Source organism: Bordetella ansorpii (genome assembly GCF_900078705.1).
Taxonomy (GTDB): domain Bacteria; phylum Pseudomonadota; class Gammaproteobacteria; order Burkholderiales; family Burkholderiaceae_B; genus Bordetella; species Bordetella ansorpii_A.
On the sequence record NZ_FKIF01000007.1, the window covers coordinates 936,469 to 959,058 of the forward strand.

At 67.2% G+C, this 22,590-nt stretch carries 22 protein-coding genes and 1 pseudogene; 6 read left to right on the top strand and 17 right to left on the bottom strand.

Annotated features, from left to right (window positions below; translation table 11 throughout):
* Positions 1 to 29: 29 nt before the first annotated feature.
* Positions 30 to 992 (bottom strand): GlxA family transcriptional regulator, encoded by a 963-nt coding sequence (locus A6745_RS19905; RefSeq protein ID WP_066130922.1) that lies wholly within the window; start codon positions 990 to 992, stop codon positions 30 to 32.
* Positions 993 to 1,140: 148 nt separating this feature from the next.
* Between A6745_RS19905 and A6745_RS19910 the strand changes: the two genes are divergently transcribed.
* Both A6745_RS19910 and A6745_RS19915 read left to right on the top strand, forming a co-directional pair.
* On the top strand, positions 1,141 to 1,500 hold the full coding sequence (locus A6745_RS19910; protein WP_066130928.1) for a DUF1428 domain-containing protein: 360 nt from the start codon (positions 1,141 to 1,143) through the stop codon (positions 1,498 to 1,500).
* Positions 1,501 to 1,641: 141 nt separating this feature from the next.
* The gene (locus A6745_RS19915) at positions 1,642 to 2,136 is read left to right on the top strand and encodes a VOC family protein (protein WP_066130931.1); all 495 of its coding nucleotides are present in this window, start codon (positions 1,642 to 1,644) and stop codon (positions 2,134 to 2,136) included.
* Between the two features lie 67 nt (positions 2,137 to 2,203).
* Here A6745_RS19915 and A6745_RS19920 read toward each other — a convergent pair whose 3' ends face one another.
* Together A6745_RS19920 and A6745_RS19925 are read right to left on the bottom strand one after the other, a co-directional pair.
* Positions 2,204 to 2,422: a SlyX family protein gene (locus A6745_RS19920; RefSeq protein WP_066130934.1), complete on the bottom strand. Its 219-nt coding sequence runs from the start codon at positions 2,420 to 2,422 to the stop codon at positions 2,204 to 2,206.
* 32 nt (positions 2,423 to 2,454) lie between these two features.
* Positions 2,455 to 2,928, bottom strand: coding sequence for a GFA family protein (locus tag A6745_RS19925; RefSeq protein WP_066130937.1), 474 nt, complete (start codon positions 2,926 to 2,928; stop codon positions 2,455 to 2,457).
* A gap of 203 nt (positions 2,929 to 3,131) precedes the next feature.
* Here A6745_RS19925 and A6745_RS19930 point away from each other — a divergent pair, with 203 nt between their 5' ends.
* Positions 3,132 to 3,833: a glutathione S-transferase N-terminal domain-containing protein gene (locus A6745_RS19930; RefSeq protein ID WP_066130940.1), complete on the top strand. Its 702-nt coding sequence runs from the start codon at positions 3,132 to 3,134 to the stop codon at positions 3,831 to 3,833.
* 36 nt (positions 3,834 to 3,869) lie between these two features.
* On the opposite strand, the gene A6745_RS19935 is transcribed toward A6745_RS19930, so the two are convergent.
* From A6745_RS19935 to A6745_RS19950, 4 genes are all read right to left on the bottom strand, one after another.
* Positions 3,870 to 4,631, bottom strand: a complete 762-nt coding sequence (locus tag A6745_RS19935; RefSeq protein WP_066130943.1) for an ABC transporter permease — start codon at positions 4,629 to 4,631, stop codon at positions 3,870 to 3,872.
* Complete coding sequence (locus tag A6745_RS19940) at positions 4,628 to 5,557, bottom strand: ABC transporter ATP-binding protein (protein WP_066130944.1); 930 nt, start codon at positions 5,555 to 5,557, stop codon at positions 4,628 to 4,630. Before A6745_RS19940 ends, A6745_RS19935 begins: the two co-directional genes overlap by 4 nt.
* Before the next feature lie 340 nt (positions 5,558 to 5,897).
* On the bottom strand, positions 5,898 to 6,323 hold the full coding sequence (locus A6745_RS19945; protein ID WP_066130949.1) for an organic hydroperoxide resistance protein: 426 nt from the start codon (positions 6,321 to 6,323) through the stop codon (positions 5,898 to 5,900).
* 161 nt (positions 6,324 to 6,484) lie between these two features.
* Positions 6,485 to 6,937, bottom strand: coding sequence for a MarR family winged helix-turn-helix transcriptional regulator (locus A6745_RS19950; protein ID WP_197488196.1), 453 nt, complete (start codon positions 6,935 to 6,937; stop codon positions 6,485 to 6,487).
* A gap of 164 nt (positions 6,938 to 7,101) precedes the next feature.
* On the opposite strand from A6745_RS19950, the gene A6745_RS19955 reads away from it, so the two are divergent.
* Both A6745_RS19955 and A6745_RS19960 read left to right on the top strand, forming a co-directional pair.
* Positions 7,102 to 7,395: a type II toxin-antitoxin system RelE/ParE family toxin gene (locus A6745_RS19955; protein WP_066130955.1), complete on the top strand. Its 294-nt coding sequence runs from the start codon at positions 7,102 to 7,104 to the stop codon at positions 7,393 to 7,395.
* The gene (locus A6745_RS19960) at positions 7,392 to 7,727 is read left to right on the top strand and encodes a HigA family addiction module antitoxin (RefSeq protein ID WP_066130959.1); all 336 of its coding nucleotides are present in this window, start codon (positions 7,392 to 7,394) and stop codon (positions 7,725 to 7,727) included. The genes A6745_RS19955 and A6745_RS19960 overlap by 4 nt, the downstream gene beginning before the upstream one ends.
* A gap of 74 nt (positions 7,728 to 7,801) precedes the next feature.
* Here A6745_RS19960 and aceA read toward each other — a convergent pair whose 3' ends face one another.
* A complete protein-coding gene (gene aceA, locus A6745_RS19965) occupies positions 7,802 to 9,127 on the bottom strand; it encodes an isocitrate lyase (protein WP_066130962.1) in 1,326 nt (441 codons plus the stop codon).
* Positions 9,128 to 9,444: 317 nt separating this feature from the next.
* Between aceA and queF the strand changes: the two genes are divergently transcribed.
* A complete protein-coding gene (queF, locus tag A6745_RS19970) occupies positions 9,445 to 10,266 on the top strand; it encodes an NADPH-dependent 7-cyano-7-deazaguanine reductase QueF (protein WP_066130963.1) in 822 nt (273 codons plus the stop codon).
* A 380-nt stretch (positions 10,267 to 10,646) separates the two neighbouring features.
* Here the strand turns inward: queF and A6745_RS19975 are convergent, their stop codons facing one another.
* From A6745_RS19975 to A6745_RS20015, 9 genes and pseudogenes are all read right to left on the bottom strand, one after another.
* Positions 10,647 to 11,927 (bottom strand): MFS transporter, encoded by a 1,281-nt coding sequence (locus tag A6745_RS19975; protein WP_066130964.1) that lies wholly within the window; start codon positions 11,925 to 11,927, stop codon positions 10,647 to 10,649.
* 197 nt (positions 11,928 to 12,124) lie between these two features.
* Positions 12,125 to 12,697, bottom strand: coding sequence for a CDP-diacylglycerol--glycerol-3-phosphate 3-phosphatidyltransferase (gene pgsA, locus A6745_RS19980; protein WP_066130967.1), 573 nt, complete (start codon positions 12,695 to 12,697; stop codon positions 12,125 to 12,127).
* Positions 12,698 to 12,776: 79 nt separating this feature from the next.
* Positions 12,777 to 14,609 carry an excinuclease ABC subunit UvrC gene (gene uvrC / locus A6745_RS19985; protein WP_066130968.1) on the bottom strand — a complete coding sequence of 611 codons (1,833 nt, stop codon included), beginning with the start codon at positions 14,607 to 14,609 and terminating at the stop codon, positions 12,777 to 12,779.
* On the bottom strand, positions 14,572 to 15,630 hold the full coding sequence (gene nagZ, locus A6745_RS19990) for a beta-N-acetylhexosaminidase (RefSeq protein ID WP_066130969.1): 1,059 nt from the start codon (positions 15,628 to 15,630) through the stop codon (positions 14,572 to 14,574). Before nagZ ends, uvrC begins: the two co-directional genes overlap by 38 nt.
* Positions 15,617 to 16,120: a holo-ACP synthase gene (gene acpS / locus A6745_RS19995; RefSeq protein WP_407922741.1), complete on the bottom strand. Its 504-nt coding sequence runs from the start codon at positions 16,118 to 16,120 to the stop codon at positions 15,617 to 15,619. The genes nagZ and acpS overlap by 14 nt, the downstream gene beginning before the upstream one ends.
* Before the next feature lie 184 nt (positions 16,121 to 16,304).
* Positions 16,305 to 16,994: a GntR family transcriptional regulator gene (locus tag A6745_RS20000; protein ID WP_066130971.1), complete on the bottom strand. Its 690-nt coding sequence runs from the start codon at positions 16,992 to 16,994 to the stop codon at positions 16,305 to 16,307.
* A 33-nt stretch (positions 16,995 to 17,027) separates the two neighbouring features.
* Positions 17,028 to 17,798: a pyridoxine 5'-phosphate synthase gene (gene pdxJ / locus A6745_RS20005; RefSeq protein WP_066130974.1), complete on the bottom strand. Its 771-nt coding sequence runs from the start codon at positions 17,796 to 17,798 to the stop codon at positions 17,028 to 17,030.
* Positions 17,795 to 19,335 (bottom strand): annotated as a pseudogene (locus A6745_RS20010) (efflux transporter outer membrane subunit). Before A6745_RS20010 ends, pdxJ begins: the two are co-directional and overlap by 4 nt.
* A 14-nt stretch (positions 19,336 to 19,349) precedes the next feature.
* On the bottom strand, positions 19,350 to 22,583 hold the full coding sequence (locus A6745_RS20015) for an efflux RND transporter permease subunit (RefSeq protein ID WP_066130975.1): 3,234 nt from the start codon (positions 22,581 to 22,583) through the stop codon (positions 19,350 to 19,352).
* Positions 22,584 to 22,590: the final 7 nt, after the last annotated feature.

The following is a 22,590-nucleotide window of genomic DNA, read 5'->3' on the forward strand; positions in this document are numbered from 1 at the left end:
CTCTGAACGCCGCCGCCCTGCCCGGTGCCTTACGCGTAGCGCTCGCGGTAGGCCGCGGGCGACATGCCGCAGTGCTTGCCGAAGATCTCGCGGAAAGCCTTGGCGTCGTTGTAGCCGACCTCGTACATGACCTCGGCCACCGTCTTGCGCGAGCCTTCCAACTGCGACTTGGCGGCTTCCACGCGGATGCGCTGCAGGTACTCGACCACGCTGTTGCCGGTGGCCTGGCGGAACCGGCGCTCGAGCGTGCGGCGGCCCAGGGCATAGCGGCTGGCCAGTTGTTCGACCGTGACGCGGTCGGCGTAGCGGGCCTCGATGTGGTCCTGCACCTGGCGCACCACGTCGTCGCCGTGTGTGCGCCGGCCCGAGAAAATGGCGAACGGCAGTTGGCTCTGGCGGCTCCAGTCGAGCTGGAACAGCTTGGCGCACCAGATGGCGGTGTCGCGATCGGTATATTTCTCGATCAAATGCAGCACCAGGTGGGCCGCGGAAAACGCCCCGCCGCTGGTATAAATGCCATTGCCGGCCACCACCACGCGGTCGCTGACCCACTGCACCGAGGGGAACAGGCCGGCGTACTGGTTCTGTGCGGCCCAGTGCACCACGGCGCGCTGGCCGTCGAGCAGGCCGCCGGCCGCCAGCAGGGCCGCGCCCAGGCACAGGCTGGCGACTTCGCCGCCGCCTTTGTAGTGCCGCACCATCCAGTCGATCATCGGCCGGTTGGCCTGCATGGCCTCAGGCAGTGTGTTCGTCAGGGGCGGCACGATGCAGATGTCGACGCCGCGTGCCTCATCCAGCACGGCATCGGCATGCACGGTAAAACGGCCACCGTCCAGACGCACTTGCGGCGTGGCCGCCAGCATCTGCACCGAGAATCGCGGCGCCTCGCCGCGATCCTGCAAAAACTGATTGGCCGCCAGGAAGCCCTGGCGGGCGTTTTCGAGAGAGGCGATATTTGCGCCGACAGGCAGCAGAAAGGCAATATTTTTCATGGAAGAAGCTTCGCGGCTGGGTTAAGGTCGCATTCCACCCGCAGGAATGTCGCAATCCTCTATCTACGGCGGAGTGGTTTCCCGGTTAGAGTCAGAAATCGCGAAAACGTTCAGCGAATAGTCAGCATCTTAACCGAGGAGGCTCACGATGGAACAAGAGTACGTGGACGGCTTTCTGCTGGCGGTCCCCCGGGAGAACCTGGACCGTTACAAAAAAATGGCGCAGCTTGCCGGCGCCCTTTGGAAGGAACACGGGGCGCTGGACTTCCGCGAGTGCGTGGAAGACGACATCGCCAACGAGGGGTTTGCGTCATTCCGCACCGCCGCCGGCGCCCGCGAGGGCGAAGCCGTGGTGTTCTCGTGGATCCGTTTCGCCAGCAAGGCAGAACGCGACCGCATCAACGCGCGGGTCATGGAAGACCCGCGCCTGAAAGCGCAGGATTGCGAAGGCGTCTTCGACTTCAAGCGCATGGCCTGGGGCGGCTTCGGGGTGCTGGTATCCGGCTAGTCGGCCCAGGCCTGCCGGTTCCGGTCAGGCGGCGAGAAAAACAAATCCGGCTGCCTGTCGAATTCCGCCCATGCCATTCGTCGTATCCATGACGCGCCGGCCATTCCGGCCCGGCGCCGTTTCCCCGACAGGAGTACGACCATGTCCGTCCCCGTGAAACCCATCCCCGATGGCATGCATGCGCTGACCCCGCATCTGGTCTGCGACGGCGCCGCCGCCGCCATCGATTTCTACGTCAAGGCGTTCAACGCCGTCGAACTCGCTCGCCTGGCCGGCCCGGACGGCAAGCTGATGCACGGCATGGTGCGCATCGGCGGCTCCCCGCTGATGCTGGTCGATGCGATGCCCGGCTGGGGCGTGCTCGACCCCAAGGGCCTGAATGGTTCGCCCGTCATCATCCATCTCTACGTCGAAGACGTGGATGCCGCCATCGCCCAGGCCGCCGCCGCCGGGGCCACCGTCACCATGCCGCCCGCCGACATGTTCTGGGGCGACCGCTACGGCCAACTGACCGATCCGTTCGGGCACAAGTGGTCACTGGCGACGCACAAGCAGGACTTGTCGCCGGAACAGATCCGCAAGGCCATGGAAAGCGCCCCCCCATGTGGGGAGCAGGAGATGAAGCCGACGGCATGACCCCGATGCCGCCGGGGGGCCCTCTCGGCGGCCGCAAGAACCCGTGCGCAGGCCCTGCGCAAACCCTTCAATAATGCGGCGGCAACTCATCGCGAAGGCTGCGGAACTGCCCCGCCCCGGATGGGGTGGCCTGGTTCCGCAATTCGAGCACTTCCCGCATCAGCAGCTCGATCTGCTGCTGCTGCCGGTATACGGTCTGGTTCAACTGATCCAGCAGGTCGTCGGCAAAACCGGCCTTGATTTCCAGCTGCGTCAGGCGCCGCTCGGTGTCGTCTTGAATATCCATGGCGCAATTAGACCCCAAGTCGCGCCGCGTCGTCAGGCGTCCAATGCGGCGTCCAACCTGCCCAGGCTGGACGCTGGCCAACAGGCATCCAGTTCATAGTGCGCCTCGGCGGCATGGATGCCGGGCGGCAGCATCACCCAGGGCAATTTCGACTGCGTATGGCAATGCGCCTGCGGCGGCAGTTCGTCGCCCTGGTCCAGCGTGCCCGTGTGCACCAGCGCCACCCGCTCGCCCAGGTCGGAATGGTGGCTCCACAACGCCACTCCGCAATCGGGACAACGGAAGATCGTGCGGGTGCGGCCCGCATCGGCAGGCAGGACACGGGCGCGCGGCGTGCCGCGCAGGATGTGCACGCGGTCCGCCTCGATCAGCGCGCTGATCGCGAAGGCGCTGCCCGTCAGCCGCTGGCACTCGGTGCAGTGGCAGCAGTGCACGAACATGGGTTCACTGGTAAGACGAAAGCGCACGGCGCTACAGGCGCACCCGCCCTCGTAGGTGGTAGCCATTCTCCTCTCCCTTCGTTATTTTCGGCATGCCTGCGCATTGTGGCTGTTTTTTGAGCGCCCGATCCGGAATTCCGATGCGGCGGCGCAGCAATGGAAAAGCGGGACGTAGCGGGCACGCCCGGCGGCTTGTCCAGGCGTCGCCCTCCTCCTGCTATCCTTGCCCGATCCCCCTTTCGAAAGCGGCATGAAAACAGGAGACCACGGTGACCGAACAATTGGCACTCTATGAACTGGCGGGTGAGGATCCGGACGTCCGCTTCAGTCCGCATTGCTGGAAGACCCGCATGGCGCTGGCGCACAAGGGCTTGCAGGCGGAACGCCTGCCGTGGCGCTTCAGCGACAAGGATCGCATCGCCTTCACGGGCCAGGGGCTGGTGCCGGTGCTGGTGCACGGCGACGCGTGGGTCAACGACTCCTGGCGGATCGCCTGCCACCTGGAAGAACAGTACCCCGACCGGCCCGCGCTGTTCGGCGGTCCGCAGGCCCGGGCCCTGGCGCGCTTTGCCAACGGCTGGGCCGACACGGCGCTGCTGCCCGCCGTGGCCAAGATCATCGTGGCCGACATTCCCGCGCGCCTGGACGCGGCGGACCGGGCCTATTTCGTGGAATCGCGCGAGAAGCGCATGGGCAGCCTGCAGGCGCTGCGCGCCGAGCAACCCGCGCATCTGGAAGCGCTGCATCGCGTGTTGCTGCCGCTGCGCCATACGCTGCGCGAACAGCCGTATCTGGCGGGCGATGCGCCGGCCTACGCGGACTACGCCGTGTTCGGCATGTTCATGTGGGCGCGCTGCGTCAGCCCGGTGGAACTGCTGCGGGAGGACGACGAAACCGTACGCGCCTGGCGCGAGCGCCTGCTGGACGCGCATGGCGGCGTGGGGCGGCAGGCCCCGCGCGCCGATGGCTGAGGGCGCGGCGGCGGACGGCCGCGCGCCCCGCCGCGCCTACTGCTTCATGCGGTAGCCGGTGCGGAACATCCAGCGCACGATCACCATGCACACCACCAGGAACAGCACGGTCATGCCCAGGCTGACGGACACGCTGACGTCCGAGATGCCGTAGAAGCTCCAGCGGAACCCGCTGACCAGGTAGACCACCGGGTTGAACAGCGTGACCGTGCGCCAGAACGGCGGTAGCATGTCGATGGAATAGAACGTGCCGCCCAGGAAGGTCAGCGGCGTGATGACCATCAGCGGAATGATCTGCAGCTTCTCGAAGCCATCGGCCCAGATGCCGATGATGAAGCCGAACAGGCTGAAGGTGACCGAGGTCAGCACCAGGAACAGGATCATCACGAACGGATGCGCGATGCCGAAGCTGACGAACAGCCGCGCGGTCGCCAGCATGATCAGGCCCAGGATGATGGACTTGCTGGCGGCCGCGCCGACATAGCCCATCACGATCTCGACGTAAGACACCGGCGCCGAGTGGATCTCGTAGATGGTGCCCGAGAAGCGCGGCATGTAGATGCCGAACGAGGCATTGGCCGTGCTCTGCGTCAGCAGCGCCAGCATGATCATGCCGGGCACGATGAAGGCGCCGTAGCTGACGCCGCCGATCTCGACCATGTGCGAGCCGATGGCCGAACCGAACACCACGAAATAGAGCGCCGTCGAGATCACGGGCGACGCCACGCTCTGCGCCAGCGTGCGCCAGGCGCGGGCCATCTCGAACAGATAGATTGCGCGTATGCCGTACCAGTTCATGATTCCTTGCTCACCAGGCTGACGAAAATCTCTTCCAGCGAGCTTTCCGAGGATTTGAGGTCGTTGAAGACGATGCCGGCGTCGTCCACGCGCCGCAGCAGGGCCGCGATGCCGCCCCCGCCTTCCTGCTGGTCGTTGTAGGTGTAGACCAGTTGCTGGCCATCGGCCGAGAGTTCCAGCGGCTCGCCGCGCAGCGCGTCGGGCAGCGCCGCCAGCGGTTCGGCCAGCGACAGCACCAGTTGCTTGCGGCCCAGCTTGTGCATCAGCGTGCGCGTTTCCTCGACCAGGATGATCTCGCCGCGCCGGATGACGCCCACGCGGTCGGCCATCTCCTGCGCCTCTTCGATGTAGTGCGTGGTCAGGATGATGGTGACGCCGTTCTCGCGCAGGCGCCGCACCATTTCCCACATGCCGCGCCGCAGCTCGACGTCCACGCCGGCGGTGGGCTCGTCCAGGAACAGGATGCGCGGCTCGTGCGACAGCGCCTTGGCGATCAGCACGCGGCGCTTCATGCCGCCCGACAGCGCCATGATGCGCGTGTCCTTCTTGTCCCATAGCGACAGGTCTCGCAGCACCTTTTCGACGTGCGCGGGATTGGGCGGCATGCCGAACAGGCCACGGCTGAACGTCACCGTGTTCCACACGGTCTCGAACGCGTCGGTGGTCAGTTCCTGCGGCACCAGGCCGATGGCCTTGCGCGCCTCGCGGTAGTTCGCGCCGATATCGTGGCCGTCGGCCAGCACGGTGCCCTGGCTGGCGTTGACGATGCCACAGATGATGCTGATCAGCGTGGTCTTGCCCGCCCCGTTGGGGCCCAGCAGGGCGAAGATCTCGCCACGCCGGATGTCCAGATTGATGTTCTTTAGGGCCTGGTGTCCGGATTTGTATTGCTTGGACAGGCCCTGCACGGATATGACTGGCTGCACGCACACCTCGGGATAGCGGCGGACCGGGCACGCGTGGGGCGCCCACAGCCCGCGGGTGAACTTTCTTGCGGGATTCTACTTTGCATGCATGGCAGGATTGGTTCCCGTGGCGAACAAGTCTGTTTCACGCAGGCCAGGATCGGTCAGCCAGGCGTCAGCGCGACGGCCGGGCCACCCAGCGCGAGCCACGGCGCCGGTGCCGGATGCGCCGGCGGCCGCTGTCCGTCCGGCGCGCGTGGCCCATCATCCCATGAAGAAAGGCGCGCCACGGCCAGAGCCGGGGCGCGCCCAGGGGAGCCGTCCCGCGAGCCCTTCGCCGGGCTCGCGTGGACGGGAAACATCAGGCCAGGGTCAGCGTGACGTCGATGTTGCCGCGCGTGGCGTTCGAGTACGGGCACACGATGTGCGCGCGGTCGACCAGCGTCTGGGCGGCTTCGCGGTCCATGCCCGGCAGCGAGATCTTCAGTTCGACTTCGATGCCGAAACCGTTGGGGATGGCGCCGATGCCGACCGAACCCTGCACCGACACGTCGGACGGGATGGCGATCTTGTCGCGGGCGGCCACGAATTTCATGGCGCCCAGGAAGCAGGCCGAGTAGCCGGCGGCGAACAGTTGCTCGGGGTTCGTGCCGTCACCGCCAGCGCCGCCCAGTTCGCGCGGGGTGGTCAGCTTGACGTCCAGCACGTTATCGGACGAGGTGGCGCGGCCATCGCGGCCACCGGTGGCTTGGGCGTGGGCACGGTACAGGACTTTTTCGACGGACATGGTGAGGCTCCTTGAAGGTAGAGGGACTTGCGTAAAAGATCTTGCTGTGGCGTCCCGAGACGGATGTGCCGCATCGGGACCGGTTCGTTTAAAAATCGTTAGCTATTAAATCGTGCACTATTTAATTCGTCAAGCGGATAAGGCTGAATCAGTCCCGCGTCTTACTCGTGCGCCGCCAGATGGCCGCGCAAGACTTCCAACTCTTGCTTCAGCCGCTGCAGGTCGTCCGGCGTGCAGGCCATGGCGCAGACCAGTTCCCGCGGCACCGCCAGCGCCTGCCTTTGCAGTTCGCGGCCCTGCTCCGTCAGGCTGATGATGACCTGGCGCTCGTCGTGCTCGGCTCGTACCCGGGTGACCAGGCCCGCCGACTCCAGCCGCTTCAGCAGCGGCGTAAGCGTGGCGGAATCCAGGTACAGCCGCTTGCCGATGTCGGACAGCGTCAGTTGGTCTTGCTCCCACAGCACCATCATCACCAGGTACTGCGGGTACGTCAGCCCCAACCCGGCCAGCAGCTTGCGGTACACCTTGTGCAGCGCCAGCGTGGTGGAATGCAGCGCAAAGCACAACTGGTTGTCCAGCAGCAGCGAGGGGGAGAGAGAGGCTTGCGTGTTCATGATGGAATTCATATTAGATCGTGCACGATTAAATAGCAAGATATTTTTATTGCCGATGCTGAAAACAGCACTGCCCTCCAGACGCGACACCCCTTTTGCCCCAGGATACCGCTCTCTTCCCACCGAGAATTCTCCTTTGCAGGTTCTGTTCTACGGAATATTCCGTGATCGTCTCGTTCAATTGTCTCGACACCGAAACGCTCTTCCTTGGTTTTGCCGTGCCCCGCTTCGCCAACATCCAGCGGGTCGCCCGCCGAAAGCGGTTGATGCTGCACGCCGCGAACTGGCTCGCAACTTTGCTCGTTCCGCCAGGCAACCGCCTCGGAGCCCTGAAAGGCAATCGCGCGGGCCAGCACAGCATCCGCATCAACGCGCAATGCCGTGTGTGCTTCATCTGGCGCATGGACGGCGCGCACGATGTCGAAATCGTGGACTATCCACCAGGATCCCCCTCATGACCGGCCCCACCCCGGCCCCTCTTCCCGACATCCACCCCGGCGAAGTCCTGCGGGAAGCGTTCATGAAACCGCTGGGCATCACCGCGCGCCGCCTGGCGGCGGACATTGACGTGCCGCCCAGCCGCATCAGCGAACTGGTCAACGGCAAACGGCCCGTCACGGCAGACACCGCCGTGCGCCTGGGCGCGTTCTTCGGCATGGAGGCCCGCTTCTGGCTGCACCTGCAGATCGACTTCGAGCTGCGCCAGGCCAGCCTGGCCTTGAAAGACGTGCTGCTCACCCGCATCCGCAAGCTCGGCACGCCCACCGGCACGCCCCCGGCCCCCCAATAAAAAACGGCGCCCCATCGGGCGCCGAAAGAAAGACGGCAAACGGGCTCGCCGCCCTCCACTGCTCTGTCAGGTCATCAGGCCACGCGCATCGCCGGCGCCTCGTCGTGATGGAACTGGGCTTCCTCGGTCGAGCCGGTCAGCGCGGTGGTCGACGAGCGGCCACCCTCGATGGTCTGCGTCACCGCATCGAAGTAGCCCGTGCCGACCTCGCGCTGGTGCTTGACCGCGGTGAAGCCGCGCTCGGCCGCCGCGAACTCCTTCTGCTGCAGCTCGACGAAGGCGCTCATCTGGCGGCGGGCATAGCCGTGGGCCAGCTCGAACATGCCGTAGTTCAGCGAATGGAAGCCGGCCAGCGTGATGAACTGGAACTTGTAGCCCATGGCGCCCAGCTCGCGCTGGAACTTGGCGATGGTGGCGTCGTCCAGGTTCTTTTTCCAGTTGAACGACGGCGAGCAGTTGTAGGCCAGCAGCTTGCCCGGGAACCGCTTGTGCAGGGCTTCGGCGAACTTGCGCGCGTATTCCAGGTTGGGCGTCGAGGTCTCGCACCACACCAGGTCGGCGTACTCGGCGTAGGCCAGGCCACGGGAGATGGCCTGGTCGATGCCGGCGCGCGTGCGGAAGAAGCCTTCCACCGTGCGCTCGCCCGTGATGAACTGGCGGTCGTTCTCGTCCACGTCGCTGGTGACCAGGTCGGCGGCATCGGCGTCGGTGCGGGCCAGCAACAGCGTCGGGGCGCCCATGACGTCGGAGGCCAGGCGCGCGGCGATCAGCTTGGCGACGGCCTCGCGGGTCGGCACCAGCACCTTGCCGCCCATGTGGCCACACTTCTTCACCGAGGCCAGTTGGTCCTCGAAGTGCACGCCGGCGGCGCCGGCCTCGATCATGCCCTTCATCAGCTCATAGGCATTGAGCACGCCGCCGAAACCGGCTTCCGCGTCGGCCACGATGGGCGCGAAGAAATCGATGTAGCCTTCGTCGCCCGGATTGACGCCTTCCATCCACTGGATCTGGTCGCAGCGGGTCAGCGAGGCGTTGATGCGGCGCACGACCTGCGGCACCGAGTTGGCGGGATACAGCGACTGGTCCGGGTACATCTCGCCGGCCAGGTTGGCGTCTCCGGCGACCTGCCAGCCCGACAGATAGATGGCCTTCAGGCCGGCCTTGACCTGCTGCATGGCCTGATTGCCCGTGAGCGCGCCCAGCGAATTGACGAAGGGCTCGGCATGCAGCAGTTCCCACAGGCGGCAGGCGCCGCGGCGGGCCAGTGTGTGCTCGACGGCCAGCGAGCCGCGCAGCCGCACCACTTCGGCGGCGTCGTAGCCTCGCTTGATGCCTTCCCAGCGCGGATTCTGCGCCCAGTCTTGTTCCAGCTTGCGGATCTCGGTATCGCGTTGGTTCATGATGACTCCTCGATTTGGACAGGTAGGGAACTGCGGGATACACAGCAGCGCAAAACGCGCGCCGTTGGGAAAAAGTCTATTCCTCGTGCTGCGCGGCAACGTGGGTTTCTGTCTTATAGAAGACAAAATTTTTTACCTATAAAAATCAGGAGCTTGCGATACAATTTTCTCAATGCGGAACGATATTTCCCGGCATGAAATGGCTGGCCGTTGCAGTGCGGCATGCATTTCCGCATGCCGCGAGCAGCGTTTCACCATACGAAATTCTCACCCCCGCGCGGGCCTACAATGGAGGCTCGCCATCCGCCTGCTGAACCATGTCGCTGTCAGACGCCCCGCTGGGGCAAACCGTCTCCTATCCCTCCCGGTACGACCCGTCGGTACTGTTCCCCATCGCCCGCGCGCAGAACCGCGCGTCGCTGCAACTTGCTGAACCGCCTGCCTGGACGGGCGCCGACATCTGGACCGCGTACGAGTTGTCCTGGCTCACGCCCAAGGGCAAGCCGCGCGTGGCCATGGCCACCTTCACCGTACCGGCCGACAGCCCCAACCTGATCGAATCCAAGTCGTTCAAGCTCTACCTCAACTCGTTCAACCAGACGCGCCTGGACAACGCCCAGGCCCTGCGCGACAGGCTCGAGCGCGACCTGAGCGCCGCCGCCGGCGCCCCCGTCACCCTGGAAATGATGCTGCCGCAGCACTTCGCCCGCCAGCAGATCGCCGAGTTGGAAGGCATCGACCTGGACAAGCTGGACGTCGAAATAGACACCTACCAGCCCGCGCCCGAACTGCTGCGCTGCCAGGACGGCCCCGTGGTCGAAGAAACCCTGTGTTCGCGCCTGCTGAAATCCAACTGCCCCGTCACCGGCCAACCCGACTGGGGCAGCGTGCAGATCCGCTACCGCGGCCGCCCCATCGACCGCGAGTCGCTGCTGAAGTACATCGTCTCCTTCCGCGAACACGCCGGCTTCCACGAACACTGTGTCGAAACCATCTACACCGACCTGATGCGCGCCTGCGCTCCCGAAGCACTGACCGTCTACGCCCGCTACACCCGTCGCGGCGGCCTGGACATCAACCCGTGGCGCAGCAACGCCGCCACGCCCGTGATCGCGGAATCGCGCACGGCACGGCAGTAATAGAGAAAGGGAAAGGGAAGGCGACGCCCTGGCGGCGTCGCGCCGTTCCTCGAATGGTTCGGCTTGGACGCCAACCGTGTCGGCATCCTATCGGCATTCGGCCGAATCAACGTCGGCGCCGGTCTGCACGATAAATCAGCGTGCTTGAACGACACCGCAAATACTCAGCCCTGACTATTTGCCCTTGAATAGCGCAGGAGAGCACGGCCGCCCGATTGAAGCGGCTGCTAGCCGCAGCCGTTCCGGAGAAGTCGCGCCCGCAGCGCGAAAGCGCGAGGACGGGACTTCTCCGGAACGGCTGCGGCGACCAGAAGAACACCGACCGCGCCCCATCCCCGCCGATCCAAGATCGTCTAAAAAGAACGATCACTGAATGGCGATCAAGCCGCCACGACCTCCACTCGCCGCGCCTGCCGCGCAATCCACTGCGCCAGAAACGCCGCGATCACGAACGCCGCACCCGCCCCGATCCACGGGCCATGCGACAGCCCCGCATCCAGCAGCAACCCGAACACCAGCGGCCCCAACGCGGCCCCCGCGTCCATCCCCGAGTACACCAGCCCGTACACCGATCCCGTGGCCCCGCGCGGCGTGACGCGCCGGATCAGCATGTCCCGGGACGGGGCGGCGATGCCCGAGCAGAACCCGGCCACCGCGACCATCGGCGCGGCGATCAACGGCGGCAGCCACCCCATGGCCAGCACCACCAGCGTCCCCCCCGCGCAGATCAGCGCCAGCATGACCGTGCGTTCGGTGCGCGGCGTGGCCGACACCAGGAAACCGCCCGCCGCCATGCCCACGGCCGATGCCACCATATAGCCCGACAGCGCCGAACTGGCCGCCAGCACCGACAGGCCATACAAATGGTCCAGCAGCGGAATCGTGTAGTTCTGCACCGAGGACAGCGCGATCGACGAGAACGCGAAGAACAGGAAGGCGCCCCACAGCGCCGGCCGCGCCAGCAGGGCCAGCAGCGTCTGCCACGCGCTTTCCTGGGAGCGGGAAGGCGCCTGCGCCGCGCCGCCCACGACGCTTGCAGCCACGGGCCTGCCCGCCGGATCGCCCAGCAGATTGCGGCCCAGAATCGTCAGCCCCAGCACCACGGCCACCAGCGCCGCGGCGCTGAAGGCGGCCACGCGCCAGCCCGCCAGGGCGGAAATCGTGCCGATGAACACCGGCGTCAGCGCCCAGCCCAGGTTGCCCGTCAGGCCATGGGTGCTGAAGGCATGGCCCAGGCGCGCCGGGCTGATGCGGTGATTCATGATGGAATAGTCGGCCGGGTGGAACACCGAGTTGCCCACCCCGCCCATCACGGCGGCCAGCGCCAGCATGGTGTAGCCGGTGGCCGCTCCGATCAGGATGCCCGACAGCACGAAGCACGCCAGGCCGAACCACAGCACGGGCCGCGCCCCGATGCGGTCGACCACGAAGCCGGACGAGGCCTGTCCCAGGCCGGACACCACATAGAACATCGACACCAGCAGCCCCAGCTCGGCGAAGTCCAGCTGGAATTCGCGCCCCAGCGCCACGTACAGCGACGGCAGCACCAACTGGAAGAAATGGGAACTGGCATGGGCCACGCCGATCAGCATGATGATCTGCCAATCGCGGCGGCGCAGGAAAGGGGTGTCGAGCAATGCGGGATCTGCGGCGGTGGTCATGGGTACTTGCGGCCGATGGCCGCCCTGGGGACGCGCGCATGGACGCGTCGGGATTGTCTGCGGGACGGCGGCCGCGAGCCCCTCCGTCATGTCTTGCCCGCGCTGGCGTCTGATGCGCCGCGTCGGGTTCTCAGGACCTGAAATGGATTACGCGGCCCTGAAGGCCGCGTAACGGATTCTACTCCCGCGCGTTCCTGCTACTGCGCTTTCTCGCGGATGGCCGGCCAGGCCCGCTGCAGGTAATACAGCATGGACCAGACGGTCAGCACCGCGGCCACCATGATCAGCCAGAAGCCCACCCAGCGCAGGTCGACGCCATGGAGCGGACGCGCGTACAGCAGGCAGGGAATGGCGATCATCTGCGCGGCGGTCTTGAACTTGCCCAGGCGGTGCACGGCCACGCTGGCGCTGGCGCCGATCTTGGCCATCCACTCGCGCAGCGCCGAGATGGTGATCTCGCGGCCGATGATGATGAGCGCGATGAAGGCGTCGACGCGGTTCAGGTCCAGCAGCACCAGCAGCGCGGCGCAGACCATCAGCTTGTCGGCCACGGGATCCAGGAAGGCGCCGAAGGCCGAGGTCTGGTTCCAGCGGCGCGCCAGCCAGCCATCGAACCAGTCGGTCAGGGCGGCAATGATGAACGCCCAGGCCGCCAGCGTATCGCGCGTCTCGATGGCCATCCAGCTTTCGGGGATGTAGAACAATCCCACCACCAGCGGGATCATGGCGATGCGCAGCCAGGTCAGGATGATCGGTACATTTATTGGCATAGTGTTCCTATGCTACCTCAGGGTGATGGCGTCCAGAACGCGGAATGGGGCCTGTGGGGGCGATATCCTTCGGAAGGCCTCAGCCGTGCAGCGCCTCGTAGATGCGTTCGGCCAGTTCATCCGAGATGCCGTCCACCGACGCCAGGTCGGACACACTGGCCGAGGTCACCCCCGACAATCCGCCGAAACGCGCCAGCAGCCGCTGGCGGCGCCGCGCGCCCACGCCCTCGATCTCCTCCAGGCGCGACACGTTGCGCGCGCGGGCGCGCTTGGCGCGCATGCCGGTGATGGCGAAGCGGTGCGCCTCGTCGCGCACCTGGGCGATCAGCATCAGCGCGGCGGACTCCTTGCCCAGCGCCACCGGCAGCCGCTCATCGGCGAACACCAGCGTTTCCAGGCCGACCTTGCGGCCCTCGCCCTTGGCCACGCCCACCAGCGCCTGGATGTCCAGGCCCAACTCGACGAAGACCTGGCGCGCCACCTCGACCTGCCCCTTGCCGCCGTCGATCAGCACCAGGCCCGGCATGACCGCGTCGCCATCGGCCACCTTGCCGAAGCGGCGCGTCAGCACCTGCCGCATGGCGGCGTAGTCGTCGCCCGGCGTGATGCCCACGATGTTGTAGCGCCGATACAGCGAAGGCTGCATGTCGTGGTGTTCGTACACCACGCAGGAAGCCTGCGTGGCCTCGCCGGCGGTATGGCTGATGTCGAAGCACTCGATGCGCAGCGCGTCCAGCGCGGTCTCGTCGGTATCGAGGTCCAGGGCCTCGGCCAGCGCCAGCGTGCGCGAGGCGCGCGCGCCCGATTCGGTCAGGGCCCGGGCCAGGGCCATTTCGGCATTCTTCTGGGCCTGCTCCAGCCACGAGCGCCGCAGGCCCTGCGGGCGCGTCAGCACGCGCGGCGGACGCGCCTGGCTCTGCTCGGCCAGCAGGACCGTCAGGTCCGTGTCGGGCAGCGCGTGGGAACACACCAGCACGGGCGGCATCGCCCCTTCCACGTAGTGCTGGGCCACGAAGGCCTCCAGCACGTCGGCCGCGGCCTCGCCCTCGGCATGGGTGGGAAAGAACGGTTTGTCGCCCAGGTGGCGGCCGCCCCGCACCATGGCCAGGTTCACGCACACCTTGCCGCCCGCGATGGCCACGGCGATGACGTCGGTGTCCTCTTCCCCGTTGGTGCTTTCCATGGTCTGCTGATGCAGCACGCGCGCCAGCGTGCCCATCTGGTCGCGCAGCGCCGCGGCTTCCTCGAAGCGCAGGTCCATGGACGCTTCCAGCATGCGCGCCTCGATTTCTCCCAGCACCTCCTGCGCCGACCCGTTCATGAAGCGCGCCGCGCGCCGCACGTCGCCGTCATAGGCCTCGGGCGTGATCGCATCCACACAGGGGGCGGTGCAGCGGCCGATCTGGTGCAGCAGGCAGGGGCGCGAGCGGTTGGCGAAGACGGTGTCCTCGCAGGTACGCAGGCGGAACACCTTCTGCAGGATCTGGATGGTCTCGCGCACCGCCCAGGCGTTGGGAAACGGGCCGAAGAACTGGCCTGCGCGGCTGGTCGAGCCTCGGTAATACGCGATGCGGGGGTACTTGTGCGCCGTGATCAGCAGGTACGGATACGACTTGTCGTCGCGGAACAGGATGTTGTAGCGCGGGCGCAGGCGCTTGATCAGGTTGTTTTCCAGCAGCAGCGCCTCGGCCTCGGAGCGCGTGACCGTGACCTCCACGCGCGCCACCCTGGCCACCATCTGCGCGATGCGCGGGCTGGACAGCGTCTTCTGGAAATACGACGAGACACGCTTCTTCAGGTCGCGCGCCTTGCCGACATACATCACCTCGCCCGCGGCATCCAGGTGCCGGTACACGCCCGGCAGGTGCGGCAGGTCAGACAGGAACGATTTGAGATTGAATTCGTCGGGCATGCTGATAACGGCTGTCTGCCTGCAGGGAGTCCCAGTTCAGGGCGCGGCGACTGGGCGCCAGGCGGCGGATGCGGGCCACCGATTCGGCGCTGGGCGTGAATTCCAGGCGGGCCAGCAGATCGTCGGCCATGTCTGGGCGGTTGCACACCAGCACCATGTCGCAGCCTGCGGCCAGGGCGGCCTGGGCGCGGCCCAGGATGTCGCCGGCAACCGCGGCGCCTTCCATGGTCAGGTCGTCGGAGAACACGACGCCCTCGTAATCCAGCCTGCCGCGCAGGATCTCCTGGATCCAGCGGCGCGAGAAACCGGCCGGCTGCGAATCGACCTTGGGATAGATGACGTGCGCCGGCATCACGGCCGGCAGCACGTGCTCGCCCAGCCACCCGTAGGGCGCGGCGTCGTCGGTCATGATGCGTTCGAGCGTGCGCGGGTCGACGGGGATCTCGTGGTGCGAATCCGCGCCCACGCAGCCGTGGCCCGGAAAATGCTTGCCGCAGGCGCCCATGCCGGCCGAGGCCAGGCCCTGCGACAGCGCGCGCGCCAGCATGGCGACCACGCGGGCGTCGCGGTGGAAGGCGCGCGTGCCGATCACCTTGCTGACGCCGTAGTCCAGGTCGAGCACGGGCGCAAAGGTGAAATCGACGCCGCAGGCGCGCAGTTCGGCGGCCAGCACATGGCCCGCGGCGGTGGCCATGCGCATGGCGCCCAGCGGGTCCTGGTCCCACGCGCGGCCCAGCGCCTGCATGGGCGGCAGCACGGTGAAGCCGTCGTCGCGGAAACGCTGCACGCGGCCGCCCTCGTGGTCCACCGAGATCAGCAACGGCTCTTCGCGCGCCTCGTGGATCTTGCGGGTCAGTTCGCACAGTTGCTCGCGGTTCTCGAAGTTGCGCGCGAACAGGATGACGCCGCCCACCAGCGGGTGGCGCAGGCGGCGCTTCTCTTCCTTGGTCAGCCGCGTGCCGGCCACGTCGACCACGACGGGACCGGGAGGCAGGACGTGCTTGGATCTACGGCGCGCCATGGGCGGCTCCTTGGTGTTGGCGCTGTGCGGCGGCCAGCCCGGCCGCGATGGCGGCGGGACGGTGCTCGACCACCACGTAGGCGGCGGCCATGTCGGATTCGTCGGTCAGCGAGACATGCGCCGCGCCATAGCGCTCGGCATACCAGGCGCGCAGTTCCGGCGACAGCACCAGTACCGGACGGCCGCCCGGCGCGTTCAGCGCCTGCACGCGCGTCCAGGTCATGGGCATGCGCATGCCCAGCCCGATCGCCTTGGAAAAGGCCTCCTTGGCGGCGAAGCGCGTGGCCAGGAAGCGGATGCCGCGCGCCGGATCGCGTTGCCGGCGGGCGTGGAATTTCTGCAGTTCCTCGGCGCCCAGGATCTTCCGGGCAAAACGGTCGCCGTGCCGCGCCAGCGCCCGCTCGATGCGGTCGACGCGGATCAGGTCCATGCCGATGCCGGCGATGCTGCCGGGAGCGGGGGGAATCGAGGCGGTCGAGTCGTCGGGCATGGACATCGCAGGAACGGGGCGCGGGGTAAGGAAACGGACAGGCACGCAAGCGTGCATAGACGAATGATACGCGAGGCCTGCGCGGGCGCCAGGGCGCTTCGGGCGTGCCCGCCTGCCCGTCCTGGCGGCATCCCGGAGACCCGCGCCGGCCCGGAGGCGGCCGCGTGCGGACCGCCAGGAAGATTCAAGAGGCCAGGTGGCGGTTCATCGCCAGATAGGCGTCGCGCGACGGCGCCAGGTGGTCGCGGCACAGGCGGATCAGGTCATCGCGCCGGCCCGCTTTCAGGGCCTCGATCATCGCCCAGTGTTCCTGCCGCGCGCGTTCGCGATAGCGCGCGTCGGCCAGCGAACTGAAGCGGATGGCATGCGTCTGGCGCGCGTATTCGACGATGGCCCGGGCCAGCACCGTATTCTCGCAATGCGAGAACAACGCCTGGTGGAAACGCACATTGCTGCGGAACACCGCGCGCGGGTCCAGTCCCGCCACGGCCGCGTCGTGCTCGCGCTGGATGGCGATCAGCTCCTGCAGGGCGGCCTGCGGCAGCGGACAAGGCAGATGGCGGGCCGCCTCGGTTTCGAGCAGTTCGCGCATCTGGTAGAGATCGGCCACTTCGCGCGGCGAGAAGGCGCGCACTTCGCAGCCGATGTTCTTGCGCCGCTCGACCAGGCCCAGCAGCGCCAGTTCGCCCAGCACGGTGCGCGCGACGTGGCGCTTCAGATTGAAGCGCCGCATCAGGTCGTCCTCGATCAGGCGCTCGCGCGGATGCAGGCGGCCCAGGACGATGTCTTCCTCCAGCTCGCAGACGACCGCCGTCAGGTCGACGGCGGACAGTTCGCTGGAAGCGTCGGGAGCGATGGCGGCGGTGCGGGGCATGGCGGACCGGTTCGGCGAACGGCCAGCAGGGGATCAGGCGCCGCCGCGCTGGCCGCCGCGCTCGCCGCCGCGCTGCGCCTGCAGGCGCGCCTGCACCATCAGCGCCTTCATGTCGCGCACGGCCTTTTCCCAGCCATCGAACACGGACTGCGCCACGATGGCATGGCCGATGTTCAGTTCGGCGATGCCGTCGATGGCGGCCATGGCCGACACGTTGCCGTAATGCAGCCCGTGGCCGGCATTGACGCGCAGCCCGGCGCGCAGGCCGTGGGCCACGGCGGCGCGCACGCGCGCCAGTTCGGCCTGCTCTTGCCCGGGCTGGGTGGCTTCGGCATAGGCCCCGGTATGCAGTTCGATGACCGGCGCGCCGGCGCGCACGGCGGCGTCGATCTGGGCGGGTTCGGGATCGATGAACAGCGACACGCGGATGCCGGCTTCGGCCAGTTGCGCCACGGCATCGGACACCGCCGCGAAACCGCCAACCACGTCCAGGCCGCCTTCGGTGGTGAGTTCGGTGCGTTTCTCGGGCACCAGGCAGACGTCGCTGGGCCGGACGGCGCAGGCGATGTCCAGCATCTCGCGCGTGATGGCGCATTCCAGGTTCATGCGCGTGCGCAGCAGCGGCCGGATGGCATGCACGTCGGCGTCCTGGATGTGGCGCCGGTCTTCGCGCAGGTGCAGGGTGATGAGGTCGGCGCCCGCATCCTCGGCCCGCAGCGCCGCCTGTACCGGATCGGGGTAAGGCGTGTGGCGCTGCTGACGGAGGGTGGCTACATGATCGATATTGACGCCGAGTTCTATCATTGTTGCTGAGATGCCGTTTGCGGCGCGGGCTGCGCGGCTACGGTCGTTTCATTCCAGCCGCCGCCCAGCGCCTTGTACAGCTCGACGCGGTTGACCAGGGAATCCAGCCCGGTCTGCACCAGCGAGAGCTGCGCGTTGAAGAAATCCACCTGCGCGGTCTGCACCTGCAGGAAGCTGTCGATGCCGCCACGATAGCGCATGTCCGACAGTTCCAGCGTACGCGCCGACGACACCTGAAGGGCGCGCTGGGCGTCGAGCTGGGCATTGTAGGTGGCTTCTCCGGCCAGCGCGTCGGCGACCTCGCGGAATGCCTGCTGGATCGTCTGCTCGTATTGCGACACGGCGATATTATCGCGCGCGCGCGCGCCAGATTCAGGCCCTCGCGCACACTGCCGCCCGCGAAGATCGGCGTCTGGATCGACGGGGAGAAACTCCAGAAGCCCTGCCCGCCCTTGAACAAATCGCCCAGCGACGAACTGGTGGAGCCCAGCAGGCCCGTCAGCGAGATGGTCGGGAAGAATGCCGCGCGCGCCGCGCCGATGTTGGCGTTGGCGGCCTTCAGCTGGTTTTCGGCGGCCAGGATGTCCGGGCGGCGTTCGAGCAGGTCGGACGGCAGGCCCGACGGCACGGACGCCACCAGTTGGTCGCGGCCGAATTCGAGCGGCGCCGGCAGGTCGGCGGGCAGGCTGGGCAACCCGGTCAGCACCACCAGGGCGTTCTGCGCCTGGGCGCGGGTGCGCGCCAGTTGCGCCAGGTTGGCCGATGCCGTGTCCAGCAGCGACTTGGACTGGTTCAGGTCCAGTTCGGAAGCCACGCCGCCGTCGAAGCGCGTCTTCACCAGGTCGTAGGACTGCTGGCGCGAGGCCAGCGTCTGCTGGGTCAGGTCGAGCTGGACGTCGGCGGCGCGCAAGTTGAAGTAGGCCTCGGCCACCGCGCCCACCAAGGTGATGTGCACGCTGCGCTGCGACTGCTCGGTCGACAGGTACTGCTGATAGGCGGCCTCGGACAGGTTGCGCAGGCGGCCGAACAGGTCGATCTCGAACGACGTCAGGCCCAGGCCGGCCTGATACTGGCTGGAGATCGAGGGAGAATCGGGCCCGCCCTGCCGCATGTTGGCGGGCAGGCGTTGCCGCGTGCCCTGCACGCCGGCACCGATGCTGGGCCATTGCGAGGCACGCTGCACGCCATATTGCGCGCGCGCCTCCTCGACGCGCTGCACGGCCACGCGCAGGTCGCGGCTGTTGGCCAGCGACAGTTCGATCAGCTTCTGCAGGCGCGGATCGCGGAAGAACTCGCGCCAGCCGATGTCGGCCGCGGCGTAGGCGCCGGCCGGCGCCACCGCCGCCGCGGGCTGGCTGTTGACGGATGCCTTCGTCTGGTAGTCGCCGAACTGCACCTTGGGCTGGTCGGGATACGTGGCCTGCACGGGCGCGTCGGGACGCTTGTAGTCGGGCGCCAGCGAGCAGCCCGCCAGCGCGGCGACCAGTGCAGTCGCCAGCACGCCGCGCGCGGACTTCGCCAGTTGGGGCCGGGTCATGGAACGGGCCATCATTACTTGTTCTCCTGGCCGCCTTGCGGGTTGCGCGGCGCGTGGGGATCGGCCGCCTGGCCGGCGGCCTGTTGTTCTTCGGCGCGCTTGGCGGCCTGCTCGGCTTCGAACGCCTTCGCTTCGGCGCCCAGCAGGCGCGGCTTGGACTTGAACAGGCCCAGCACCACCACGAAGAACGTCGGCACGAACAGCACGGCGAACGGCGTGGCGGCCAGCATGCCGCCCAGCACGCCGTAGCCCACCGCGCGCTGGCTGGCGGCGCCGGCGCCGCTGGCCATGGCCAGCGGCACCACGCCCAGGATGAAGGCCAGCGAGGTCATCAGGATAGGACGGAAGCGCAGGCGCGCCGCCTCGACCGCGGACTCGCGCAGCCCCATGCCGCGGGCGTACTGGTCCTTGGCGAATTCCACGATCAGGATGGCGTTCTTGGCCGCCAGGCCGATCACCGTGACCATGCCCACCTGGAAGTACACGTCGTTGGACATGCCCATGGCCGACACCAGCGCCACGGCGCCCAGCATGCCCAAGGGCACCACCAGCATCACCGACAGCGGGATGGCCCAGCTTTCGTACAGCGCGGCCAGCACCAGGAACACCACCAGCAGCGCCAGCGCCATCAGGATGGGCGCCTGGCTGCCGGCCTGCATTTCCTGATAGGACAGGCCGCTCCATTCGTAGCCGAAGCCCGGCGGCAGCTCGCCCATCAGGCGCTGCATCTCGGCCATGGCCTCGCCCGAGGTGTAGCCGGGCGCGGCGTCGCCGCCGATCCGGATCGACTCGTAGCTGTTGTAGCGCACCACCTGCACCGGCCCCTGGACCCACTTGGCCGTGACGAAGGACGACAGGGGCACCATGCCGCCGCTGCTGTTGCGCGCGTTCAGGCGCAGCACGTCCTCGACCTGCATGCGGTACTTCTGGTCGGCTTGCACCCACACGTTCTGCATGCGCCCCTGGTTGGGGAACTTGTTGATGTAGGAGGAACCCACGGCGGTCGACAGCAGGTTGGCGGCCTCCGCGAAGTCGACGCCCAGCGCCGCCGCCTTCTGGCGGTCGATCTCCAGGCTGAGCTGCGCGCCCGGACCCAGGCCGGTGATGCGCACCTGGGCCAGCTTGGGGCTCTGCATCGCGGCGCCCATCAGTTGCGCGGTGGCCGCGGCCAGCGCTTCGGTGCCGGCGTTGGCGCGGTCCTGCAGGCGGAAGTCGAAGCCGCTGGCATTGCCCAGTTCCGAAATGGCCGGCGGCACCACGGTGAAGACCATGGCGTCGTGGATGCCCATCAACAGGTTGCCGATGGCGCCGCCCGCGATGGCGCCCGCGCTGTTCTCTTCACCCTTGCGGTCGTCGAAGTCCTTCAGCGTGGTGAAGGCGATGGCCGCGTTCAGGCCGCTGCCGTTGAAGCTGAAGCCCTGCACCGTGATGATGTTCTGCACCGCGGGAACCTTGCGGAAATAGGCCTCCACCTGCTCGATGACTTCGACGGTGCGGTTGGCCGAGGCGCCCGCCGGCAGTTCGATGTTGCTGATCACGTAGCCCTGGTCTTCCTCGGGCAGGAACGACGACGGCATGCGCAGGTACAGCCAGCCCAGCGCGACCACCAGCACGGCGAACACCAGCATCATGCGCCCGCCCTTGTGCAGGGTGCGCGACACCCAGTTCTGGTAGCCGTGGGTGGTGGCGTCGAACTTGCGGTTGAACCAGCCAAAGAAGCCGCGCTTCTGGTGATGCTGGCCCTTGGGGATGGGTTTCAGGATGGTGGCGCACAGCGCCGGCGTGAAGCTCAGCGCCAGGAACGCCGAGAAGAAGATCGACACGGCCATGGCGACCGAGAACTGGCGGTAGATGACGCCCACCGAGCCGCTCATGAAGGCCAGCGGCAGGAACACCGCGATCAGCACCAGCGTGATGCCCACGATGGCGCCGCTGATCTGCGGCATGGCCTTCTTCGTGGCCTCCTTGGGCGGCAGGCCCTCCTCGACCATGATGCGCTCGACGTTCTCGACCACCACGATGGCGTCGTCCACCAGGATCCCGATGGCCAGCACCATGGCGAACATGGTCAGTACGTTGATGGAGAATCCGAGCGCCAGCATCACCGCGAAAGCGCCCAGCATCGCCACCGGCACCACCAGCGCGGGGATCAGCGTGTAGCGCACGTTCTGCAGGAACAGGAACATCACCAGGAACACCAGCACCATGGCTTCGCCCAGGGTGTGCAGCACCTGCGTGATGGAGACCTTCACGTACGGCGCGGTGTCGTAGGGAACGTCGTACTTGATGTTGGACGGGAAGAACCTGGACAGTTCGTCCATCTGTTTCTTCACGCCCTCGGCCGTGGCCAGGGCATTGGCGCCCGGGGCCAGCACGATGGCGAAGGCCGCCGTGGGCTTGCCGTTCAGGCGCGCGCCGAACTGGTAGTTGTCGGCGCCCACCTCGACCCGCGCCACGTCACGCAGCAGCACGCGCGAGCCATCGGCATTGGCGCGCAGCAGGATGTTGCCGAACCCCTCGACCGTGGACAACTGGCCGTTGGCGATGACGGTCGCCGTGGCGCGCTGGCTGTCGGGGTTGGGCGGCTGGCCGATGGTGCCGCCGGAGATCAGCACGTTCTGGTTGGAGATCGCCTGGTTGACCTCGGCGATGCTCATGTTGAAGCCGACCAGCTTGTTCGGGTCGACCCAGACGCGCATGGCGCGCGGCGCGGCGAACAACTGGAAGCGGCCGACGCCCGTGACGCGCGACACCGGATTCTGGATGTTGCGCTTGACGTAGTCGGCCAGCGCCGTCTGGTCCATCGAGCCATCGACCGACGACAGCGTGACGATCATCAGGAAGCCGGCGCTGGTCTTCTCATAGCGCAGGCCCTGCTGCACCACCGCCTGCGGCAGTTGCGCCGAGACGTTGGACACGCGGTTCTGCACGTCCACCTGCGCCAGGTCGGGATCGGTGCCCGGCGCGAAGGTGACGGTGATCTGGGCCTGGCCGTACGCATCGCTGACCGATTCGTAGTACAGCAGGCCCTTGGCGCCGTTCAGTTCGTCCTCGATGATGCTGGTGACGGACTGGGATACCTCTTTGGCCGAGGCGCCGGGGTAAGTCGCGGTGATCTGGATGGCAGGCGGCGCGACGTCCGGGTACTGCGAGATCGGCATGTTGTTGACCGCCAGGATCCCCACCAGAAGGATGAAGAAGGAAACCACCCAGGCGAAGATCGGTCGGTCGATGAAAAATTGCGGCATGTCGGCT